The sequence below is a fragment of the Bacteroidales bacterium MB20-C3-3 genome (assembly GCA_035609245.1).
Classification (GTDB): domain Bacteria; phylum Bacteroidota; class Bacteroidia; order Bacteroidales; family UBA932; genus Bact-08.
The window spans coordinates 736,403-752,988 of the sequence record CP141202.1 but is presented as its reverse complement, the minus strand read 5'-3'; the positions used below and the strand labels follow the sequence as shown (position 1 = coordinate 752,988).

Annotated in this window: 19 protein-coding genes, 1 tRNA gene and 1 pseudogene; 12 read left to right on the top strand and 9 right to left on the bottom strand. The window is 39.7% G+C overall.

The window, feature by feature from the left end; genetic code table 11:
- Nucleotides 1-361: 361 nt before the first annotated feature.
- From U5907_03405 to U5907_03370, 8 genes and pseudogenes are all read right to left on the bottom strand, one after another.
- Nucleotides 362-889 carry a hypothetical protein gene (locus U5907_03405; GenBank protein WRQ33699.1) on the bottom strand — a complete coding sequence of 176 codons (528 nt, stop codon included), beginning with the start codon at nt 887-889 and terminating at the stop codon, nt 362-364.
- Nucleotides 890-914: 25 nt separating this feature from the next.
- Nucleotides 915-1,349: a hypothetical protein gene (locus U5907_03400; GenBank protein ID WRQ33698.1), complete on the bottom strand. Its 435-nt coding sequence runs from the start codon at nt 1,347-1,349 to the stop codon at nt 915-917.
- The gene (locus U5907_03395) at nt 1,339-1,869 is read right to left on the bottom strand and encodes an ORF6N domain-containing protein (protein WRQ33697.1); all 531 of its coding nucleotides are present in this window, start codon (nt 1,867-1,869) and stop codon (nt 1,339-1,341) included. The genes U5907_03400 and U5907_03395 overlap by 11 nt, the downstream gene beginning before the upstream one ends.
- 278 nt (nt 1,870-2,147) lie before the next feature.
- A pseudogene (locus U5907_03390) lies at nt 2,148-3,320 on the bottom strand (site-specific integrase).
- A gap of 298 nt (nt 3,321-3,618) precedes the next feature.
- A tRNA-Asp gene (locus tag U5907_03385) sits at nt 3,619-3,692 on the bottom strand.
- 57 nt (nt 3,693-3,749) lie between these two features.
- Nucleotides 3,750-4,304: an RsmD family RNA methyltransferase gene (locus tag U5907_03380; protein ID WRQ33696.1), complete on the bottom strand. Its 555-nt coding sequence runs from the start codon at nt 4,302-4,304 to the stop codon at nt 3,750-3,752.
- On the bottom strand, nt 4,301-5,110 hold the full coding sequence (locus U5907_03375; GenBank protein WRQ33695.1) for a DUF3822 family protein: 810 nt from the start codon (nt 5,108-5,110) through the stop codon (nt 4,301-4,303). Before U5907_03375 ends, U5907_03380 begins: the two co-directional genes overlap by 4 nt.
- A gap of 2 nt (nt 5,111-5,112) precedes the next feature.
- Nucleotides 5,113-5,718 carry a hypothetical protein gene (locus U5907_03370; protein ID WRQ33694.1) on the bottom strand — a complete coding sequence of 202 codons (606 nt, stop codon included), beginning with the start codon at nt 5,716-5,718 and terminating at the stop codon, nt 5,113-5,115.
- Nucleotides 5,719-5,825: 107 nt separating this feature from the next.
- On the opposite strand from U5907_03370, the gene U5907_03365 reads away from it, so the two are divergent.
- Nucleotides 5,826-6,851 carry a bifunctional oligoribonuclease/PAP phosphatase NrnA gene (locus U5907_03365; GenBank protein WRQ33693.1) on the top strand — a complete coding sequence of 342 codons (1,026 nt, stop codon included), beginning with the start codon at nt 5,826-5,828 and terminating at the stop codon, nt 6,849-6,851.
- 45 nt (nt 6,852-6,896) lie between these two features.
- Nucleotides 6,897-7,874: an FKBP-type peptidyl-prolyl cis-trans isomerase gene (locus U5907_03360; GenBank protein WRQ33692.1), complete on the top strand. Its 978-nt coding sequence runs from the start codon at nt 6,897-6,899 to the stop codon at nt 7,872-7,874.
- A gap of 102 nt (nt 7,875-7,976) precedes the next feature.
- Here U5907_03360 and U5907_03355 read toward each other — a convergent pair whose 3' ends face one another.
- On the bottom strand, nt 7,977-9,281 hold the full coding sequence (locus tag U5907_03355) for an acetyl-CoA hydrolase/transferase C-terminal domain-containing protein (GenBank protein ID WRQ33691.1): 1,305 nt from the start codon (nt 9,279-9,281) through the stop codon (nt 7,977-7,979).
- 108 nt (nt 9,282-9,389) lie between these two features.
- Between U5907_03355 and U5907_03350 the strand changes: the two genes are divergently transcribed.
- From U5907_03350 to U5907_03305, 10 genes are read left to right on the top strand one after another with little or no spacing between them, the layout of a single operon-like run.
- The gene (locus U5907_03350; protein WRQ33690.1) at nt 9,390-10,172 is read left to right on the top strand and encodes an SAM-dependent chlorinase/fluorinase; all 783 of its coding nucleotides are present in this window, start codon (nt 9,390-9,392) and stop codon (nt 10,170-10,172) included.
- Nucleotides 10,150-10,956 carry a nucleoside triphosphate pyrophosphohydrolase gene (gene mazG, locus U5907_03345; protein ID WRQ33689.1) on the top strand — a complete coding sequence of 269 codons (807 nt, stop codon included), beginning with the start codon at nt 10,150-10,152 and terminating at the stop codon, nt 10,954-10,956. The genes U5907_03350 and mazG overlap by 23 nt, the downstream gene beginning before the upstream one ends.
- Nucleotides 10,956-11,699, top strand: a complete 744-nt coding sequence (locus tag U5907_03340) for a tRNA threonylcarbamoyladenosine dehydratase (GenBank protein WRQ33688.1) — start codon at nt 10,956-10,958, stop codon at nt 11,697-11,699. The genes mazG and U5907_03340 overlap by 1 nt, the downstream gene beginning before the upstream one ends.
- 40 nt (nt 11,700-11,739) lie before the next feature.
- On the top strand, nt 11,740-12,855 hold the full coding sequence (locus tag U5907_03335; GenBank protein ID WRQ33687.1) for a hypothetical protein: 1,116 nt from the start codon (nt 11,740-11,742) through the stop codon (nt 12,853-12,855).
- Nucleotides 12,856-12,865: 10 nt separating this feature from the next.
- Nucleotides 12,866-13,210, top strand: coding sequence for a hypothetical protein (locus tag U5907_03330; protein WRQ33686.1), 345 nt, complete (start codon nt 12,866-12,868; stop codon nt 13,208-13,210).
- 1 nt (nt 13,211) lies between these two features.
- A complete protein-coding gene (locus U5907_03325) occupies nt 13,212-13,622 on the top strand; it encodes an ATP-binding protein (protein WRQ33685.1) in 411 nt (136 codons plus the stop codon).
- Nucleotides 13,622-14,950: a [Fe-Fe] hydrogenase large subunit C-terminal domain-containing protein gene (locus tag U5907_03320; protein ID WRQ33684.1), complete on the top strand. Its 1,329-nt coding sequence runs from the start codon at nt 13,622-13,624 to the stop codon at nt 14,948-14,950. Before U5907_03325 ends, U5907_03320 begins: the two co-directional genes overlap by 1 nt.
- A 24-nt stretch (nt 14,951-14,974) precedes the next feature.
- Nucleotides 14,975-15,307 (top strand): DRTGG domain-containing protein, encoded by a 333-nt coding sequence (locus tag U5907_03315; GenBank protein WRQ33683.1) that lies wholly within the window; start codon nt 14,975-14,977, stop codon nt 15,305-15,307.
- Nucleotides 15,304-16,038, top strand: a complete 735-nt coding sequence (locus U5907_03310) for a PHP domain-containing protein (GenBank protein ID WRQ33682.1) — start codon at nt 15,304-15,306, stop codon at nt 16,036-16,038. Before U5907_03315 ends, U5907_03310 begins: the two co-directional genes overlap by 4 nt.
- Nucleotides 16,035-16,577, top strand: a complete 543-nt coding sequence (locus U5907_03305) for an ATP-binding protein (GenBank protein WRQ33681.1) — start codon at nt 16,035-16,037, stop codon at nt 16,575-16,577. The genes U5907_03310 and U5907_03305 overlap by 4 nt, the downstream gene beginning before the upstream one ends.
- Nucleotides 16,578-16,586: the final 9 nt, after the last annotated feature.

Here is a 16,586-nt window from a genome sequence, read left to right as displayed (position 1 = left end):
CAGGGGCTATCGGAAAGTAGTGTTTAGCCGAAGACAAGTTTTTTGGGAATAAATACGCTCGCCCGAAAACATGAGGGAAAGAGGAAGATTTTTCACAAAACCGACAGGCTCGAACTTGCAAGCGGCGTGAAGAACACGGAAATACTTTCGCCACTGTAACCGATTACAATTAGCCGCTTTAGTATAAGTAGCTAATAGAGGAAGAAATTATGAGGAGAGAAGTGTAGTAAAAAGAAAAATTGATTGATATACTTTGCGTTTGCTTAAAACGCAGACTTTCCCCATAGAAAGGAAAGCCATAAAAAAAGCCCGTATCACTTTTTTTGAGATACAGGCTTGCTTTGAGTTAATGAGATATTTTTTATTTCGCTTTTGTTTTATCATAGCATTTACTACCGTCAGGAGATAAGTAGAAATCAAATGTTTCAGCGACGGAACGTCCTTTCGCTTCTACTGAATATTTACATCTTACGAGTACAGCAAGAACGTCATTTGCACTCCGCTTATCATAACCATTCAGATTGTCGGGAGAAGCATTTTTAAGTGAATCAATACGGGTATCCATTCGTGCGATATTAGCCGTGTATTCATCAATGTCGGCTTGTTTCTTTGCTTTCGACAGCAGTTCCTTGCTCATATCTTTAGCCAGTTCAAGCCGCTTGACAAAAAGGTCGTTGTCTTTCCGGTACTCTTCGGTAATATAGGCGATACTATCGGCAACGGTTATCGTTCCATGTTCCGCCAGTTCCTCAATCTTAAAATTGAAGTCGGTAGCCGATTTGCCTTTCAACAAATAATCAGTAATGGTTTGTCCATACTTTTTACCGGATGAGTTTGAGCCGCAAGAAACCATTAACAGGGCGACCAATACATAAACTACATTTTTCATCTTTGAATATATTTATACGTTTGAATTAATTTAATATTATGGCAGGGAGTTTTGATGATAAGTTATATATAATCAATACTTCTGCTTCTCTTTTGGGTTTCGTCCGGGTATATTCGGTCAGAGCTTTCATTACCCACTCCCGAAAAACCCGTGCTTCATAGGACGCAATACGATAACTGACAAAAATCAGTGCTTCAAGATTGTATTCCGTTACTTCGCACTGGCGACCATTGTTCTCGGATTTGTGTATCCGGGTTACGTCTTCCTCCCGCAATATGTCCGATTTGAATATAGCCTGAAGGTTATTCCCGACCGAGCTTACAAAGACGTTTAGCAAGTCAGCTATCTCATGCTTTGTCATCCAAAGGGTGCAATTTACGAGTTTCGCTTCAACAGTTAGCTGATTATCACGATTTTCTTTTATTCTTATATATCCTCGTTCCATAATCTTATTCTTCATCTTGTTTAACATTAAAGCCTATACGTTTGCGGGGTTTATTCTCTAATTCCTTTTGGGAAGCCAGTTCTGTGAGCGCTTGGTAAATATCGCTAAACTGCATATTGGTTTCTATCATAAAATCCTCCAATTTACGATTTATGTCGGCATATCCCAGTGCATATTGGCGTAAAGCAACAAAAGCCCTCATTATAGAAATGTTTACTTGAATTGCTTTCTTACTTTTCAATACGGATGAAAGCATGGCTACTCCGAGTTCCGGGAACGCCATTATTAATGAAGAGCCGACGTTGTATCCGGGGGGTATCACATTTTGTGACACCCCTAATTTGATTGCTGCATCGCTTTCTTCCCGTGTCAGTTCAAACATAAAGTCAGGCTCCGGAAACCTGTGAATATTGCGTTTAACGGCTTGTTTCAATGCCCTTGTTTCGGTTTCATACAACTTTGCAAGGTCATAATCAAGCATGACACGCATACCTCTGATATCGTATATCTTATTTTGAATGATTTGTAATTCCATAATTATATCTTTTATTGATTAACTGCTAGTTTCATCATAGGTTTGAAAGAAAGGGATTCTTCTTGTTCAAATGTATTTGACCAAAGAGAAGATTTTTCTTCCTCTGAAAGGCTGTGCCACATTACAGATATTCGTTTCACCCTTTCAGGATCATTCGATAACGTTTGTGGCAGATTAAATAAAGCCATCTTTTCGCCTAAAGAAAGACACTCAAATAGTTTATCCAGTTTGGAATTAGACTTAACTCTTTTATCTTCCAATTTTTCAGCAAAAGAAGCCATATCCGTACTAACTTTAACATCGGTTACTCTCGCATATATCTGGGTGGTTTTAATATTCGTATGCCCTAACATCTTCGATACACTTTCAATAGATACGCCTTTTGTAAGCGTAAGGGTTGCAAATGTATGTCTTGCAAGATGATAGCTTAAATTTTTATCAATTCCACAGACTGTCCCGATTTCCTTCAAGTATTCATTCATCTTTTGATTGCTCATAACCGGAAGCACCTTTTCATCTGGCAATTTACCCGAATATTTTTCTATGATTTGCTTAGGAGTATCAAGTAAGGGAACATTATAATTAACTCCCGTTTTTTCCCGTTTGCCGATAATCCACAATCCGTCGTCAAAAGAAGTGCGAATATTGGACTGGCGTAGATTCTTAACATCAATATAAGCAAGTCCGGTGAAGCAACTGAAAATAAATATATCTCTTACTCGTTCAAGACGTTCAGTAGCAAATTTCTTTCGCATAATTATGTCAATTTCCTGCTGTGTTAGATAGCCACGATCGGTTTTCTTAAATCGTATCTTGAAATTGGCAAATGGATCAATATGTATCCAACCGTTATTTTTTGCCATGATAATAATTGTACGAAAACGTTGTAGGAATTTAGCAGTAGTATTTTGCTTGCAATTGCAGGAAGTCATCAGGTAAATCTCAAAGTTATGGAGAAACATGTGATTTACTTCTTTCAAAGAAATATCCGATACATTATAATACTCCTTAATGAAGTCTGCCATACGCTTGCGAGCAACTTCATACTTTTGAAATGTTTCTTTAGATTTACTTATACCAACTAATTTTTTTACATCATCATTATGTCGTTGAAAAAGTTCGAGCACAGTTTGGTGTTTTACTTCAGTGCCTAAAAAGATATTCTTAACTCTTTCGGCATTTACGTTGTTTTCCTTTGTCTGTAATTCGTGATACACGTTATGAATACTTGTTTTTATAGTATTCAATAAGGCATTAACTTCAACAGCTTTGTTTGATTTGCCGATAGCGATTCCGGTTTTTGCATCCCAAATATCGGGATTGACATTTGCTTTAGTGTTGAAGCGACTTGGTTCTCCGTCGATAGTGATTCGACACATGATTGGATAAGTGCCGTCTGCTCTTTTTTTGTCTTTCTTTACATAGAAAAGAATGCGAAATGTACTTCTCATAAACTCATTTTTTAATGTTACAAAATTACTGTGAACTATCTCAAAATGAACTTTATGCACTGTGCCAAATCAGGACAACTCCCTGCCAATTTTGACCAAACTGTACCCCTTTCGCTTCGAATTACTGTACCCCCTTGCGTTTTTTCGGAAAGGGGGTACAGTTTAGGTTAGATGCTTTGTCGTTTTTTGTCTTTTTCTTGGCTTTAGACTAAGACATGATAAACGAAAAAAGCCCCTCATATTCACTGAATATGAAGGGCTTGTCTTTCTTTTGGCGCCTCTTGTCGTAGGCTCTCTGCGGTATGGACGGGACTCGAACCCGCGACCCCCTGCGTGACAGGCAGGTATTCTAACCAGCTGAACTACCACACCGTTTGTGTTTCAATTGGGACTGCAAATATAGGGATGTTTTTAATAATTGCAAAATTTTTACTCTGTTTTATTCTCAATTTTATTAGAAAAAAATGAGAAGTGTACATTACCATATTTTTTCTCCTTGATAAAGCGAGCATTAGACTTGAAGTTAAAAGAGGCAGGATGTTCAAAAATAAGGATTCCCCCCTCTTTAAATATAGGATAAGAGAGAATCTTATCTGGAATACCCTCCAGTCCCGATATATCATATGGGGGATCGGCAAAAACTATATCAAAATCTTTTCTGCAGATATTAAGGAAATCAAAAACATTATTTCTGAGAACCTGCATTCCTGTCAATCCAAGCTTGGATGCTGTATTTTTAATAAATGAGTAGTGGAGAGGATTCATATCTACTGCAGTAATGTCTTTGCACCCTCTTGATGAAAATTCAAATGAGATACTGCCTGTTCCGGAGAAAAGATCAAGAACGGCGATATTTTCAAAGTCATACTGATTTACAAGAATATTGAAAAGACCCTCTTTTGCAAAGTCTGTTGTGGGTCTTGCCTTATATCCTTTTGGGGGTATGAACTGCGTTCCCCTTAGATCTCCAGCTATTATTCTCATAGCGGAAACATCATTGATGCGTACTTCATCTCCAGATTGGCTCCGCCAAGTAGTATTGATGGATGTCTGAAATATTTTACTTTAGGGAAGTATTTCACAAGGCTGTTTACATCCTCCTCTCTTATGTTTCCGGACAAAATTACAGATGCCTCCTCCTGCTTTATTCCTGATTGCTGAAGGGAAAGTATCATAAAATAGAGGGCAGTATTGAATTGCAGTGCAGGAAATGAGTTACAGAATATCATTTTAGTGCCACTTGTAATTACAATATGAACATGACCTTTGTGATACTGGGCAAACAGCTTGTTATTATCAGGAAAAAATTTTGCGTTTTTAATAAAAGGATAAACAGATGGGACAACCTTAAACTCCGGCTGGATTTTCTTAATTGTGTTGAGCAGCGTGCTGTTTACAGCAAACAGCAGGGCCAGCTCCTGACTCTCTTCAATAATAGTGTCCACCTCATCAAGCTCCTCCAGAAAATGGAGCTGTCCAAGTATAAGTCCGGCATCTTCATTCCTGAAATTGCTTATTGGAATTGATGTGAATTTGTGGGTGTTGATTATAACATCTGTTGAGGCAAACTTCTTTGAGAGGAGCGGAAAAGATTTAACCATCTTGTAAATTGCCACATTGTAGGTGTCAGGGTCCTCAATGTAGGCAAAGTCAGACTGGTAGAGAAAATGACATCTCTTATGCTCGTCGTTGACAATTGAAAAAGAAAATCCATTCAAGTCAGCTTGAATGGATAGTCTGTATTGAATTGTCTTGTCCAGCTCAAGCTGTTTATTGACAATTACAGGCATTATTATTCCCAGTTACCTGCGTTGTTGTTTGGTGCTTCAATACTACCAACCTTCAAGCCCGGATATTTCCCCACCTGCTCGCGGTCCGATTTAAGGTTTACAAGGAGTTGTCTGTTAAGATCGTTCAGAAGTATTTCAAATGGAATATTTGCCTCAAAAAGAGGAACATCTACGCCTGAAACTTTGCCAATAATGGCCTTCATTTCAATCTCTTTTTTGCCGCTGAACGGAATGTACTTGATAGAGTCGACAATAAAGCCCTCTCTTTTAAGTAGTGTGTCACGAACGGCAATTCTGATACTGTCTCTGAATACTCTCTTCTGAGCAACTGCCAGTGAGTCATCCATAGAACCTACCTGCTTAATAACTGTAATTTGACCATTGTTGTAAAAATCAATCAATGAGTCAATGTTGCTTGTAAATTTGTTATGTTTTGATTTATAAGCTACCTGGAGGGTACGAATGTCTTTTAGCCTCTCAATGGCAATTTTCTCTCTGAATCTTCTCTCTTTTTCGAAAATCACAGGCTCCTGGATGCTTGTATAGATCAAATAGCCTATCACGATAGCTATAATAGGCAGCACAACAATAGTTAAGACCTTTTTCATTAGTGGTTATCTGTTTGTATTAATTTTCTCGCAAAGTTCCCACAAAATTAAAATAAATATTCAGACCCCACAATATATTTTCTATTTTTGTTCCAACAATTTTTTCCATGAAGGGCTATTTGAAAAGGAATTCTGCAGCGTATTTCCATAATGCTGTAAAAAATGCGAAATCTATCGCCATACTTACTCACACAAATCCGGATGGTGATGCTCTCGGCTCGGTGACTGCCCTCAAGTGGTATTTAGCCGCTTTGGGTATCAACTCCAGGATAGTTGTTCCCAATCCCTACCCAAAAAATCTAAAATTTCTTGATAGGGATGGTGATGTAATTATCCACTCCTGGAGAAGAGAGGCTGCGGAGAGAACCGTTATAAATGCTGATCTTATAATTGCTCTTGATTTTAATCAGCTTAAGAGAATTGATGATCTGGAGCCCCTGGTAAGGGAATCTGCTGCAAAAAAGATTCTGGTGGATCATCATCCACTTCCAGAGAAAGAGGCATTTGATTTTGTAATTTCCAACACAGAGGTATCTTCTACTTGTGAATTACTTTTCTGGCTTATCAGAGAGATTGAGGAGGGATCCATTGAGAGAGTACCTGAGATTGCGGCACAATCGTTGTATGTGGGAATGATGACTGATACTAACAATTTCTCTAATTCTGTGGATGCCGGAACATTCCTGATGTCTTATGAACTGCTTCAGCGGGGAGTTGATAAAGAGACTTTGCAACTGAAGGTGTTTGCCGGTTTTTCTGAAGAGAGGATGAGACTTATGGGCCATTCGCTGCTAAATAAGATGAAATTGTTACCTGAATATGGTGCCGGATATATTGTTCTTACCAAGGATGAACTAGATGAGTTCCAGTTTGCAGAGGGAGATACAGAGGGTTTTGTTAATTTGCCGCTAAACATATATGGTATAACAATCTCCGCTCTCTTTACTGAAAAAGATGAACATATAAGGGTCTCTCTGAGGTCATCAGATAATTTCTCTGTGAACCGGTTCTCCAGAAATTATTTCAACGGAGGGGGGCACGAGAGGGCAGCCGGGGGGAGATTATTTATTCCTGTCAGTGAAGTGGGCGAATATTTTGAAGAATCGCTAAGAAAGGAGTTAGAGGCAGATTAAATTTTTTAACTTTGTCGGCTTTATTAAAGACAACATAATAGAAGAATGAATAGATATTTTAGAATTTCAGTAATGCTTAGCCTTCTCCTTGGCGCTTTTTCCTGCGCAGTAGAGAAGGAGGAGTCTGCAGAAGATGTTGAAAGAAGAGTTCTTGAGTCATATATCAAGGTGGTTCACAGTGATACTTTGAAACCAGCTGCTTCCGGATTGTACACTATTACAAGAGCAAAGGGGGCAGGTACTTTGATTGAGGATACATCGTATGTTTATGTAACATATTCTACAAGGGATCTTAAGGGTAATTTCCTGACAACAACTGACGAACAGGTGGCAAAGAGAGTCGGCTCATATTCGGCCGCAAATTACTACGGACCCTATTTGATGCAGACAGGAGCAAATACTGTTATAAGAGGTGTTGAGGAGGGTATGGATAATAAACGAGTTGGCTCTGATTTCAGCTTGATTATTCCATCCTGGTTATCTGATTATGGTTACACCGGCAGCAATAAATCTCATACTTCACCAACCATTTATGATTTTAAAATTCTCAGGGTAGTTAAAAATATTGAGAAATTTCAGCGTGACTCTTTGAGATCTTTCAGTAATCTATATTACGGAGGAATTGATTCAACAGAGTTGGATTACTATTTTAAAATTATTAAAGCCACTGAAGGAGATTCTGTTAAGGTTGGAGATAATCTTGAATATTATTATGTAGGTAAGCTTCTCAATGGTTTTGTATTTGATACCAATATTGAGGATACTGCAAGAAAGTATGGTATATACAGCTCTTCCAAAACATATACTCCTCTTAATAACACAGTTTCAGATCCGGAAAACACCTCTGATGATGGTAGTGGTAACTCTGTGATTAAAGGTGTTGCAAAAACATTTCTTAATATGAAGTACGGTGAAAAGGCCGTATCGTTTTTCTCATCTGAATATGGTTATGGTTCCCAGGAGAAGAATTTTGGGGTATTCCAGCCGCTTTTCTTTGAGATCTATGTTGTGAAGAAAAACTAATCTTAAAAGCCATATAATGCATATTAACATTTAACCCCGCGGATTATCCGCGGGGTTAAATGTTAATATGCGTAGATAAACAGTGTGTTACAGCCGTTATTACTATCCAATAAAGTGGAAGTGAGGGCCGAATCTCTCGAATGCTGCTCTGTCAAGCTCTTCGCGGTGGTCAGGATGGGCAACTGATATAATCAGCCTTGCTCTCTCCTGAAGTGATTTGCCATAAAGGTTCACAGCTCCATATTCCGTAACAAACCAGTGGATGTGGTTTCTTGTAGTAACAACGCCTCCACCAAGTGTAAGAGTTGGGGAGATTTTGCTTTGTCCCTTGTTTGTAACTGAAGGCATGGCAATCATCGCTTTTCCTCCTTGTGACAATGAGGCACCATAAATAAAATCAACCTGACCACCTACTCCTGAATAGAATTTTGTTCCTATTGAGTCTGCGCAAACCTGACCTGTAAGGTCAATTTGAAGTGCAGAGTTTATTGCTGTAACTTTTGCATTTTTGGCAATGATGAATGGGTCATTTGTGTATGCAACATCTTGCATAAGTACCATTGGATTATCATCAATAAAATCGTAGCATTTCTGTGATCCCATAAGGAAGGTTGCAACCATTTTGCCTTTGTCTATTGATTTGTTTGCTCCATTAATTACCCCTTTCTCTACAAGAGGGAGGACACCGTCTGCAAACATCTCTGTATGGATACCCAGATTTTTGTGATTTCCGAGTTGTGCGAGTACTGCATTGGGGATTGCTCCGATACCCATTTGCAGACAGGCTCCGTCTTCAATCAGGTTTGCGCAGTGCTTTCCTATAGCTGTCTCAATCTCATCCGGTGTGGAGAAGTGAGCCTCCTCAAGTGGAGTGTTATCCTCTACAAAGAAGTTGATCATGCTTAAAGGAATCATTGCATCGCCCCAGGCTCTTGGCACATTCTTGTTTACAACTGCAATAACATAGTCTGCACATTCTATTGCAGCAAGTGTTGCGTCTACAGATGTTCCAAGTGATACAAATCCGTGTTTGTCAGGTGATGATACCTGAATCATTGCTACATTAATTGGAAGGGTTCCGCTTCTGTAAAGTTTTTGTGTCTCACTGAGGAATACAGGAATATAATCCGAGTATCCGGCCTGAACGCTCTTCCTTACATTGGCTCCTACGAAAAAGGCCTGATGGAAAAATACTCCCTCGTATTTTTGTTCTGTGTAGGGAGCCTCACCCTCTGTATGCAGGTGGTGTATTCTTACATCTTTAAGTTCTCCTGCGTCTCCTCTTCTGATGAGTGCATCTATAAGAACTTTTGGGGCGCTTGCCACGCTGCTCAGATGAATGTGATCTCCTGATTTCACTACCTTTACTGCTTCGTCGGCGCTGATAAATTTGAAATTAGTGTGCATGATAAGTAATTAGAAATTAGTTATATATTATGTGTTACATCCCTGTTTTAAAAACGGCGCAAATGTATGAAAATTTTCTATCTTTGTAAGACACTTTTCCGGCCCTGAATGACAATTGTTACATTAACAAGTGATTGGAATAAAAATGACTACTATCTGGGTGCTCTCAGGGGCAGGCTGGCTTCTGTCTCGTCAAAAATTAATCTGCTCGAGATAACAAATTCCATTCCAAGTTTTGATGTTTTGCAGGAAACTTTCATTTTAAAAAGCACATATACCCATTTCCCCCATAATTCAATTCACCTTATGGGTGTGATGAGTGAACCTTTGCCGGATAGTCAGATGGTGATTGTTTACGCGAATAATCACTACTTTATTGGTATTAATGATGGTAGATTCTCTCAGTTGTTTGAAAATCCTCCTTCAATTGCATTTGCAATTAATGTTGAAGAGTCTTTTTCAACTTTTACTGCAGTCTCTCTGTTTGCAAAGGGGGTGAAAACTATTCTTGAAAACTCTTTTGAGGCAAATACAAAGGCTTGTGATCTTAAGAAAGAGTCTCTTGCAAGAGTTGCATACGATGAGAATACAATTACCGGAAAGGTATTATATATTGATTCTTTTGGGAATGCGATAAGTAATATTGAGAAGAGTACATTTGACAGGGTTCACAAGGCAAGGGCCTTTACAATTTATGTTCAGGGGCCGCATATTAAGATCAGAAGTATATCAAGGGGGTATTACCAGGGAAATCCCGGAGGTATTATGGCCCTGTTTAACTCTTTGGGCTTTCTGGAGATAGCAGTTTATATGGACTCCCTGGCAAAACTTGAGAGTATTGTCCCCGGGGCAGAAATTAGAATAAAATTTGATAATGAGCAGGGAAAATGAGATTAAGGCTTTCGTCCGCCTTCTTGATGTTATGGACGAATTGAGAGAGAGATGTCCTTGGGACATGAAACAGACAATGGAGAGCCTGAGACCACTGACTATAGAGGAGACTTATGAACTTAGTGATTCCATTCTGGAAAAAGATTATAAAGGGGTTAGCAAAGAGTTGGGAGATCTGATGCTTCATATGGTTTTCTATGCGAAAATCGGTAAGGAGAAGGGGCTTTTTGACATTGCAGATGTAATGAATTTGATTTGTGAGAAGCTGATTTTCCGTCATCCTCATGTTTTTGGCAATGTTGAAGTCAGCGGAGCCGGAGAGGTGATTCAGAACTGGGAACAGCTTAAAAGGAGAGAGAAGGATGGAAACAAAACCATCCTCTCCGGTGTGCCTGCCTCGCTTCCCTCTCTTGTAAAGGCTTACAGGATCCAGGATAAAGTGAGAGCAGTAGGTTTTGACTGGGCAAACAGAGAGGATGTCTGGAGTAAGGTAAAAGAGGAGATATCTGAGTTTGAGGCCGAGGCTGTCAGCTCCAGGAGTATTGAAGGAGAGGAGAGAGGTGAAATGGAAAAAGAGTTTGGAGATCTTCTATTTTCTCTTGTCAACGCTGCCAGGCTTTATGATATTAATCCGGACACTGCTTTGGAGATGACTAATATGAAATTTATTAAAAGGTTTGGATATTTAGAGAGATGGGCTGTGGAGAATGGGCAGAATATCAAGGAGATGGCGCTAGAAGAGATGGACAGGGTTTGGGAAGAGTCAAAAAAGATTGTGGGATAATGGAGTATTCAAATAAATGGAGATGGCAGGAGAGGTCTCTTCTTTTTCTGGGCGAGGAGAGGATGCAAAAATTAAGAGATTCCGGGGTGATTGTTGTAGGTCTTGGCGGAGTAGGGGCTTATGCTGCCGAGATGATTGTAAGGGCTGGAGTTGGAAAGATCGTAATTATTGATTCAGATGTTGTTACCCATACCAATAAGAACAGACAATTACTTGCACTCGAGAGTACAATGGGGCGGTATAAAAGCGAGCTGATGGGGGAGAGGCTGAAGGATATCAATCCTGAGCTTGATATTGTTTCTATTAATGAGTACTTAACAGAAGAGAATGTTGAAACACTTCTCTCTCCATTCAACCCTGATTTCATTGTAGATGCCATTGATACTTTATCACCTAAGATTGCCCTAATTAAATATGCAGTAAGTAACGGAATAAATCTGGTAAGTTCAATGGGGGCCGGAGCCAAGAGTGATGCTACAAAGGTTACTGTTAAGGATATTTCTAAGTCATACAATTGTCCTTTAGCCTATATTCTGAGAAAAAAATTGAGAAAAGAGGGTATTAGCAAAGGTTTCCGGGTTGTCTTCTCAGAGGAGCTGCCGGATAGTGACGCTATTGTTCCTGTTGAGGAGCAAAATAAAAAGTCAATGGTGGGAACTATCTCATATCTGCCCGCTGTGTTTGGGTGTCTTTGTGCCCAGGTTGTGCTTGAAGATCTGCTATCTCTTAATGAGAAAAAATGATTATATTTGTTTTGCCTATACCTAAACAATTGTGTTCCTGATGAAAATTACTGTAAAAGAGATTACATCAAAGTCAGATATAAAAAGATTCGTAAGGTTCCCTCACAAGCTATTTAAAGGAAACAAACAGTATGTTCCGTCACTTGATATTGATGAGATCTCAATCCTTACTAAAAGCCCCTCTCTTGAGTATTGTAAAATTAAACTGTGGCTGGCAACTGATGAAGACAATGTCGTAATTGGTCGGGTTGCCGGTATCTTTAATCCTCGCTCAAATGAATTTCATACAGAAAAAAGGGTGAGGTTTGGGTGGATAGATTTTATTGAAAATTTTGAGGTGGCAGAGGCCCTTATCAACTGTGTGGAAAATTGGGGAAGAGAGTTGGGAATGGAGGAGATTCACGGCCCTCTCAGTTTTAATACATGGGGTAAACAGGGTATGATGATTGAAGGTTTTGAAAATATACCTCCGGTAAATTGTATATACAATTATCCCTATTACCCTGATTACCTTGAGAGGATGGGATATGGCAAACAGCTAGACTGGATTCAGATTAAAATTGCTACCGGAGCTCCTATTGACAAAAGGATTGTAAATATTAACAATATGCTTCTTGAGAAGTATAACCTTAAAGTTCTTGATATAAAGAAGATTAAAGACATTGATTCATTGGTAGATAGATTTTTCAAGAGCTATAATGGTAGTTTCAGGGAGATTGATAATTTTGTTCCAATGACTCCTGCAGAGATCAGGAGCATAGGTAAGGAGTATTTTCCAAAACTTAAGCCGGAGCTTACAAGCATTGTCCTGGATAAAGATGATAATATTGCCGCTTTTGGAATATGTTTTCCTAGTTTAAGCAAGGCTTTTCAGAAGGCAAAGGGGAGACTTTTTCCATTTGGCCTTCTTCATATTCTAAGGGCATTCAGGAAATATGATACTATTGATTTTATGATGATTGGAGCTGCACCCGAATGGCAACATAAAGGTGTTACATCTATTTTTCATACTTATATAGGCGCTCACCTGAACAGGATGGGAGTAAGTGTAGGAATTACAAATCCTCAGGCAGAGAATAACTCGGCTTTCAAAGTGTGGGAGAGATATAATTCTGAGCCCTATATGAAGAGAAGGTGCTATATAAAGACTTTGTAATATAAAAAAGATGAAAATCAAGGATTTGTGCAAACTGGTCGAGGGGACCGTACTTTGTGGAGAGGGGCATCTGGATGGAAATGTTGAACAGGCATTTGCTTCAGATCTGATGAGTGATGTTCTGACGGTTAAAACAAATGAATTTATTCTTATTACCGGATTGGCAAATCTTCAGGCAATAAGAACCGCAGAGATGTCTGATACTCCTTACTTGCTGATTTGCAGAGGCAAAGAGATTTCTAATGAGATGCTTGACCTTGCTGTTGAGAACGATATGCTTATTATAAGTTCTGCTTTTTCAATGTTTAAATGTGCCGGAATACTTTATTCCGCCGGCTTAAAGCCTATTTATTAATATGAATCTGGAATTCAAGGTGGAGGGTGGTGATTTCACTGCTGCAGGGAATGCCTCTTCTCAAATAAAGAAGATGCTAAAGCAGCTCAATGTTGACCCAAGAGTAGTAAAAAGAGTTGTTATAGCTCTTTACGAGGCTGAGGTGAACATTGTTGCTCATGCCTACAGGGGTGTCATCACAGCAGAGATCCTTCCATCAGGAGTGAGACTTAAACTTGCTGATGAGGGGCCTGGTATTCCGGATATTGAGCAGGCGATGACTCCCGGTTTTTCTACAGCATCTGCTCAGGTGCGAGAGATGGGTTTTGGAGCAGGGATGGGCTTGCCAAATATAAGCGAGAATGCCGATGAGTTCAGGATAGAGAGTGAGGTTGGAAAAGGGACAACACTATATATAAATTATAATTTCTGATGAGTAGTACAACCTACAATCGTGCGCTGGAGATCCTGAACGATGTATGTATCGGGTGTTCGCACTGTATGAAGGTTTGCCCTACCGAGGCTCTGAGAGTTACCGGAGGAAAGGCAAAAATTCATATAGACTGGTGTATTGATTGCGGGGAGTGTTACAGAATTTGTCCCAACAGAGCTATAAGGGTAATGGATGATGACTTCAAGCAGATTTTCAGCTACAAAAGAAGATTATTGCTTGTCCCTTCTGTCTTTTTTGCTCAGTTTGATGACGCTATTCCAAGAGAGAGAATATTTGAAATAATAGGAGAGCTTGGGTTTACTGAGGTCTGTGCTGTTGAGCAGAGTGTTGATACCCTTCTTGAGGAGGAGCAGGAGTATGTGAGAAATGCCGAAAAACCGGTTATTTCATCTTTTTGTCCGGCTGTGATCAGGCTTATTCAGGTTAGATTCCCTTCTCTTGTTGACAAGATAATGACTCTTCTTCCTCCCCTTGAGATTACGGCTCAGTATTATAAGAGAAAACACGAGCAGGAGGGCGGAAACCCGGAAGATCTGGGGATTTTTTACCTGACACCTTGCATTGGAAAAATAGCTGCAGTTAAATCACCTGTAGGGGGTTACACCTCTCCTATAACGGGTGTTATTAACATGGATTATTTCTTTAACAAGGTTTTTCTGGCTTATAAACAGAGAATTCCAATCACAACAACGGTAAAAGTTAACAGTGAAATCTCTTCAAAGGGAATTCTTTATCCTACTACAGGAGGCGAGGCTGCTCATATTGAAGGGAGAACTCTGGCTATTGACGGAATGGCAAATGTCATAGATTTCCTTGAGTTACTGGAGAATGAGGAGATTGAGGATGTTGATTTCCTTGAGTTAAGGGCTTGCGATGAGTCTTGTGCAGGAGGTATTCTTTCACACAGAAACAGATTTCTTGCTGCAGAGACAATGAGAAAATATGCTGCGCAAACACCTGAGATTCATAAATTAGTTGATGAATATAAAAAATACACATCTGCTGTGATTCATATGGAGCAGATTGAGCCCAGGTCAATGGTTAAATATGACTGGGATATTGAAGTTGCATTACAGAAGATGGAGAAGGCCAGAGAGCTAAAAGATCTATTTCCGGGTATCGACTGTGGTGCCTGTGGCGCTCCAAGCTGTGAGGCACTTGCGGAGGATATTGCCAAGGGGCAGGGAGAGATAAACTCTTGTATATTTCTCAGGACAATATATGAAAAGAGAGGGGAGCTGGGTCTGGATGAGGCTGTTAAGATAATGGAGAGAATATGGGGTGATGCCCGTTTTGATAAGGAATAAACTAAATTTTACATTATAAAGGATATGAAAGTAAGGGATATCGCAGAGAGTTTGTCTCTGAATGTTTTTTCTGCGCCTGAGGGGCTTGACAGAGAGGTTACAGGTGGTTATGCATCGGATTTACTCTCAGATGTAATGGGTCATGCACAAGAGGGGCATATCTGGATTACTCTTCAAACTCATAAAAACATTATGGCAGTGGCATCTCTGAAGGATATCGCTGCTATTATTCTTGTAAAGGGTTTTGAGCCTGATCCTGATACAATTGAGCTCTCCGTAAAGGAGGGCATTCCGGTTATGGGTACAAAGATGCAGGCTTTTGAACTTGCAGGCAGGCTCTACGAAATGTTAAAATGATAAGGGCAGACCTCCATATACATACAGTTCTCTCTCCCTGCGGAGATATTGAAATGACCCCTCTGAACATTATCTCGAGGGCTGCAGATGAGGGGTTGGATGTTATTGGGATTGCAGATCATAATAGTACTCTTAATTGTTTGGAAATCTCCAGAGTTGGAGAGGAGAGGGGTATATTTGTATTATGTGGTGCTGAGGTTACTACTCGTGAGGAGGTTCATCTCCTCTGTTTTGTAGAGCAGAATCGCCTTTCAGAGCTTCAGGATTTCCTGGAAAAGAGTATCGTAAAGATTCCTAATGATCCGGATGTATTCGGCTACCAGCTTGCAGTTAATTCTGATGAGGAGGTTGTTGCCGAGGTAGAGTATCTGCTTATAAATGCAATTGACAAGAGTATAGAGGAGGTTGGCGGTTTTGTCCATTCTCTTGGCGGAATTTTTATTCCTGCTCATATTGACAAGGGGTCAAACTCTGTATACAGCCAGCTGGGGTTTTTGCCCTTTGGGTTGAGTGCTGAGGCCCTGGAGATCTCTCAGAATGCAGATGCCTCTGCTATGGCTGCAAAAGATAAATCCATCAGAGGGTTCAATTTTATCAAAAGTTCTGATGCTCACTATCCTGAACAAATTGGGGGTGCATATACTCTGCTTGATATATCAGATGTTTCATTCTCCTCTCTAAAAAGTGCTCTTTCTTCAACTAAAAATCCACCTCAGTACAAAACAAGATGAACGATTTATCTCTTCATATCATTGATATTATTCAGAACTCAATAAGTGCGGGGGCAACCCTTATTACCCTGATGGTAGATGAGAATATTCCGGCCGATACATTAACAATAGTTATTGAAGATAACGGTAAAGGGATGAGCAGAGAGACGGTAGAGAGGCTGGAGGATCCGTTCTATACCACCAGAACAACAAGGAGAGTGGGTATGGGAATTCCTCTCTATAAACAATCGGCTTTGCAAAGTGGCGGCGGGCTTTCTATATCTTCCGAACCTGGTAAGGGTAGCGTTGTAAAGGCTTGGTTCGGACACTCAAATATTGACAGGCCTCCTCTTGGGAATGTTGCAAACTCATTTGTTCTGATGGTCTCGGCAAATCCTGATATCCATTTTGTATTCAGGTATATATTCAATGATAATGATTATATTTTTGACAGTGTTGAGGTTGCTGAGGTGCTTGGTGAAATTCCTCTCAGTGATGTAAGGGTTATCAAGATGCTGGAGGAGATGATAATGGAAAATATTGCTGAGTTAAAGAGTTAAACAGGCTTA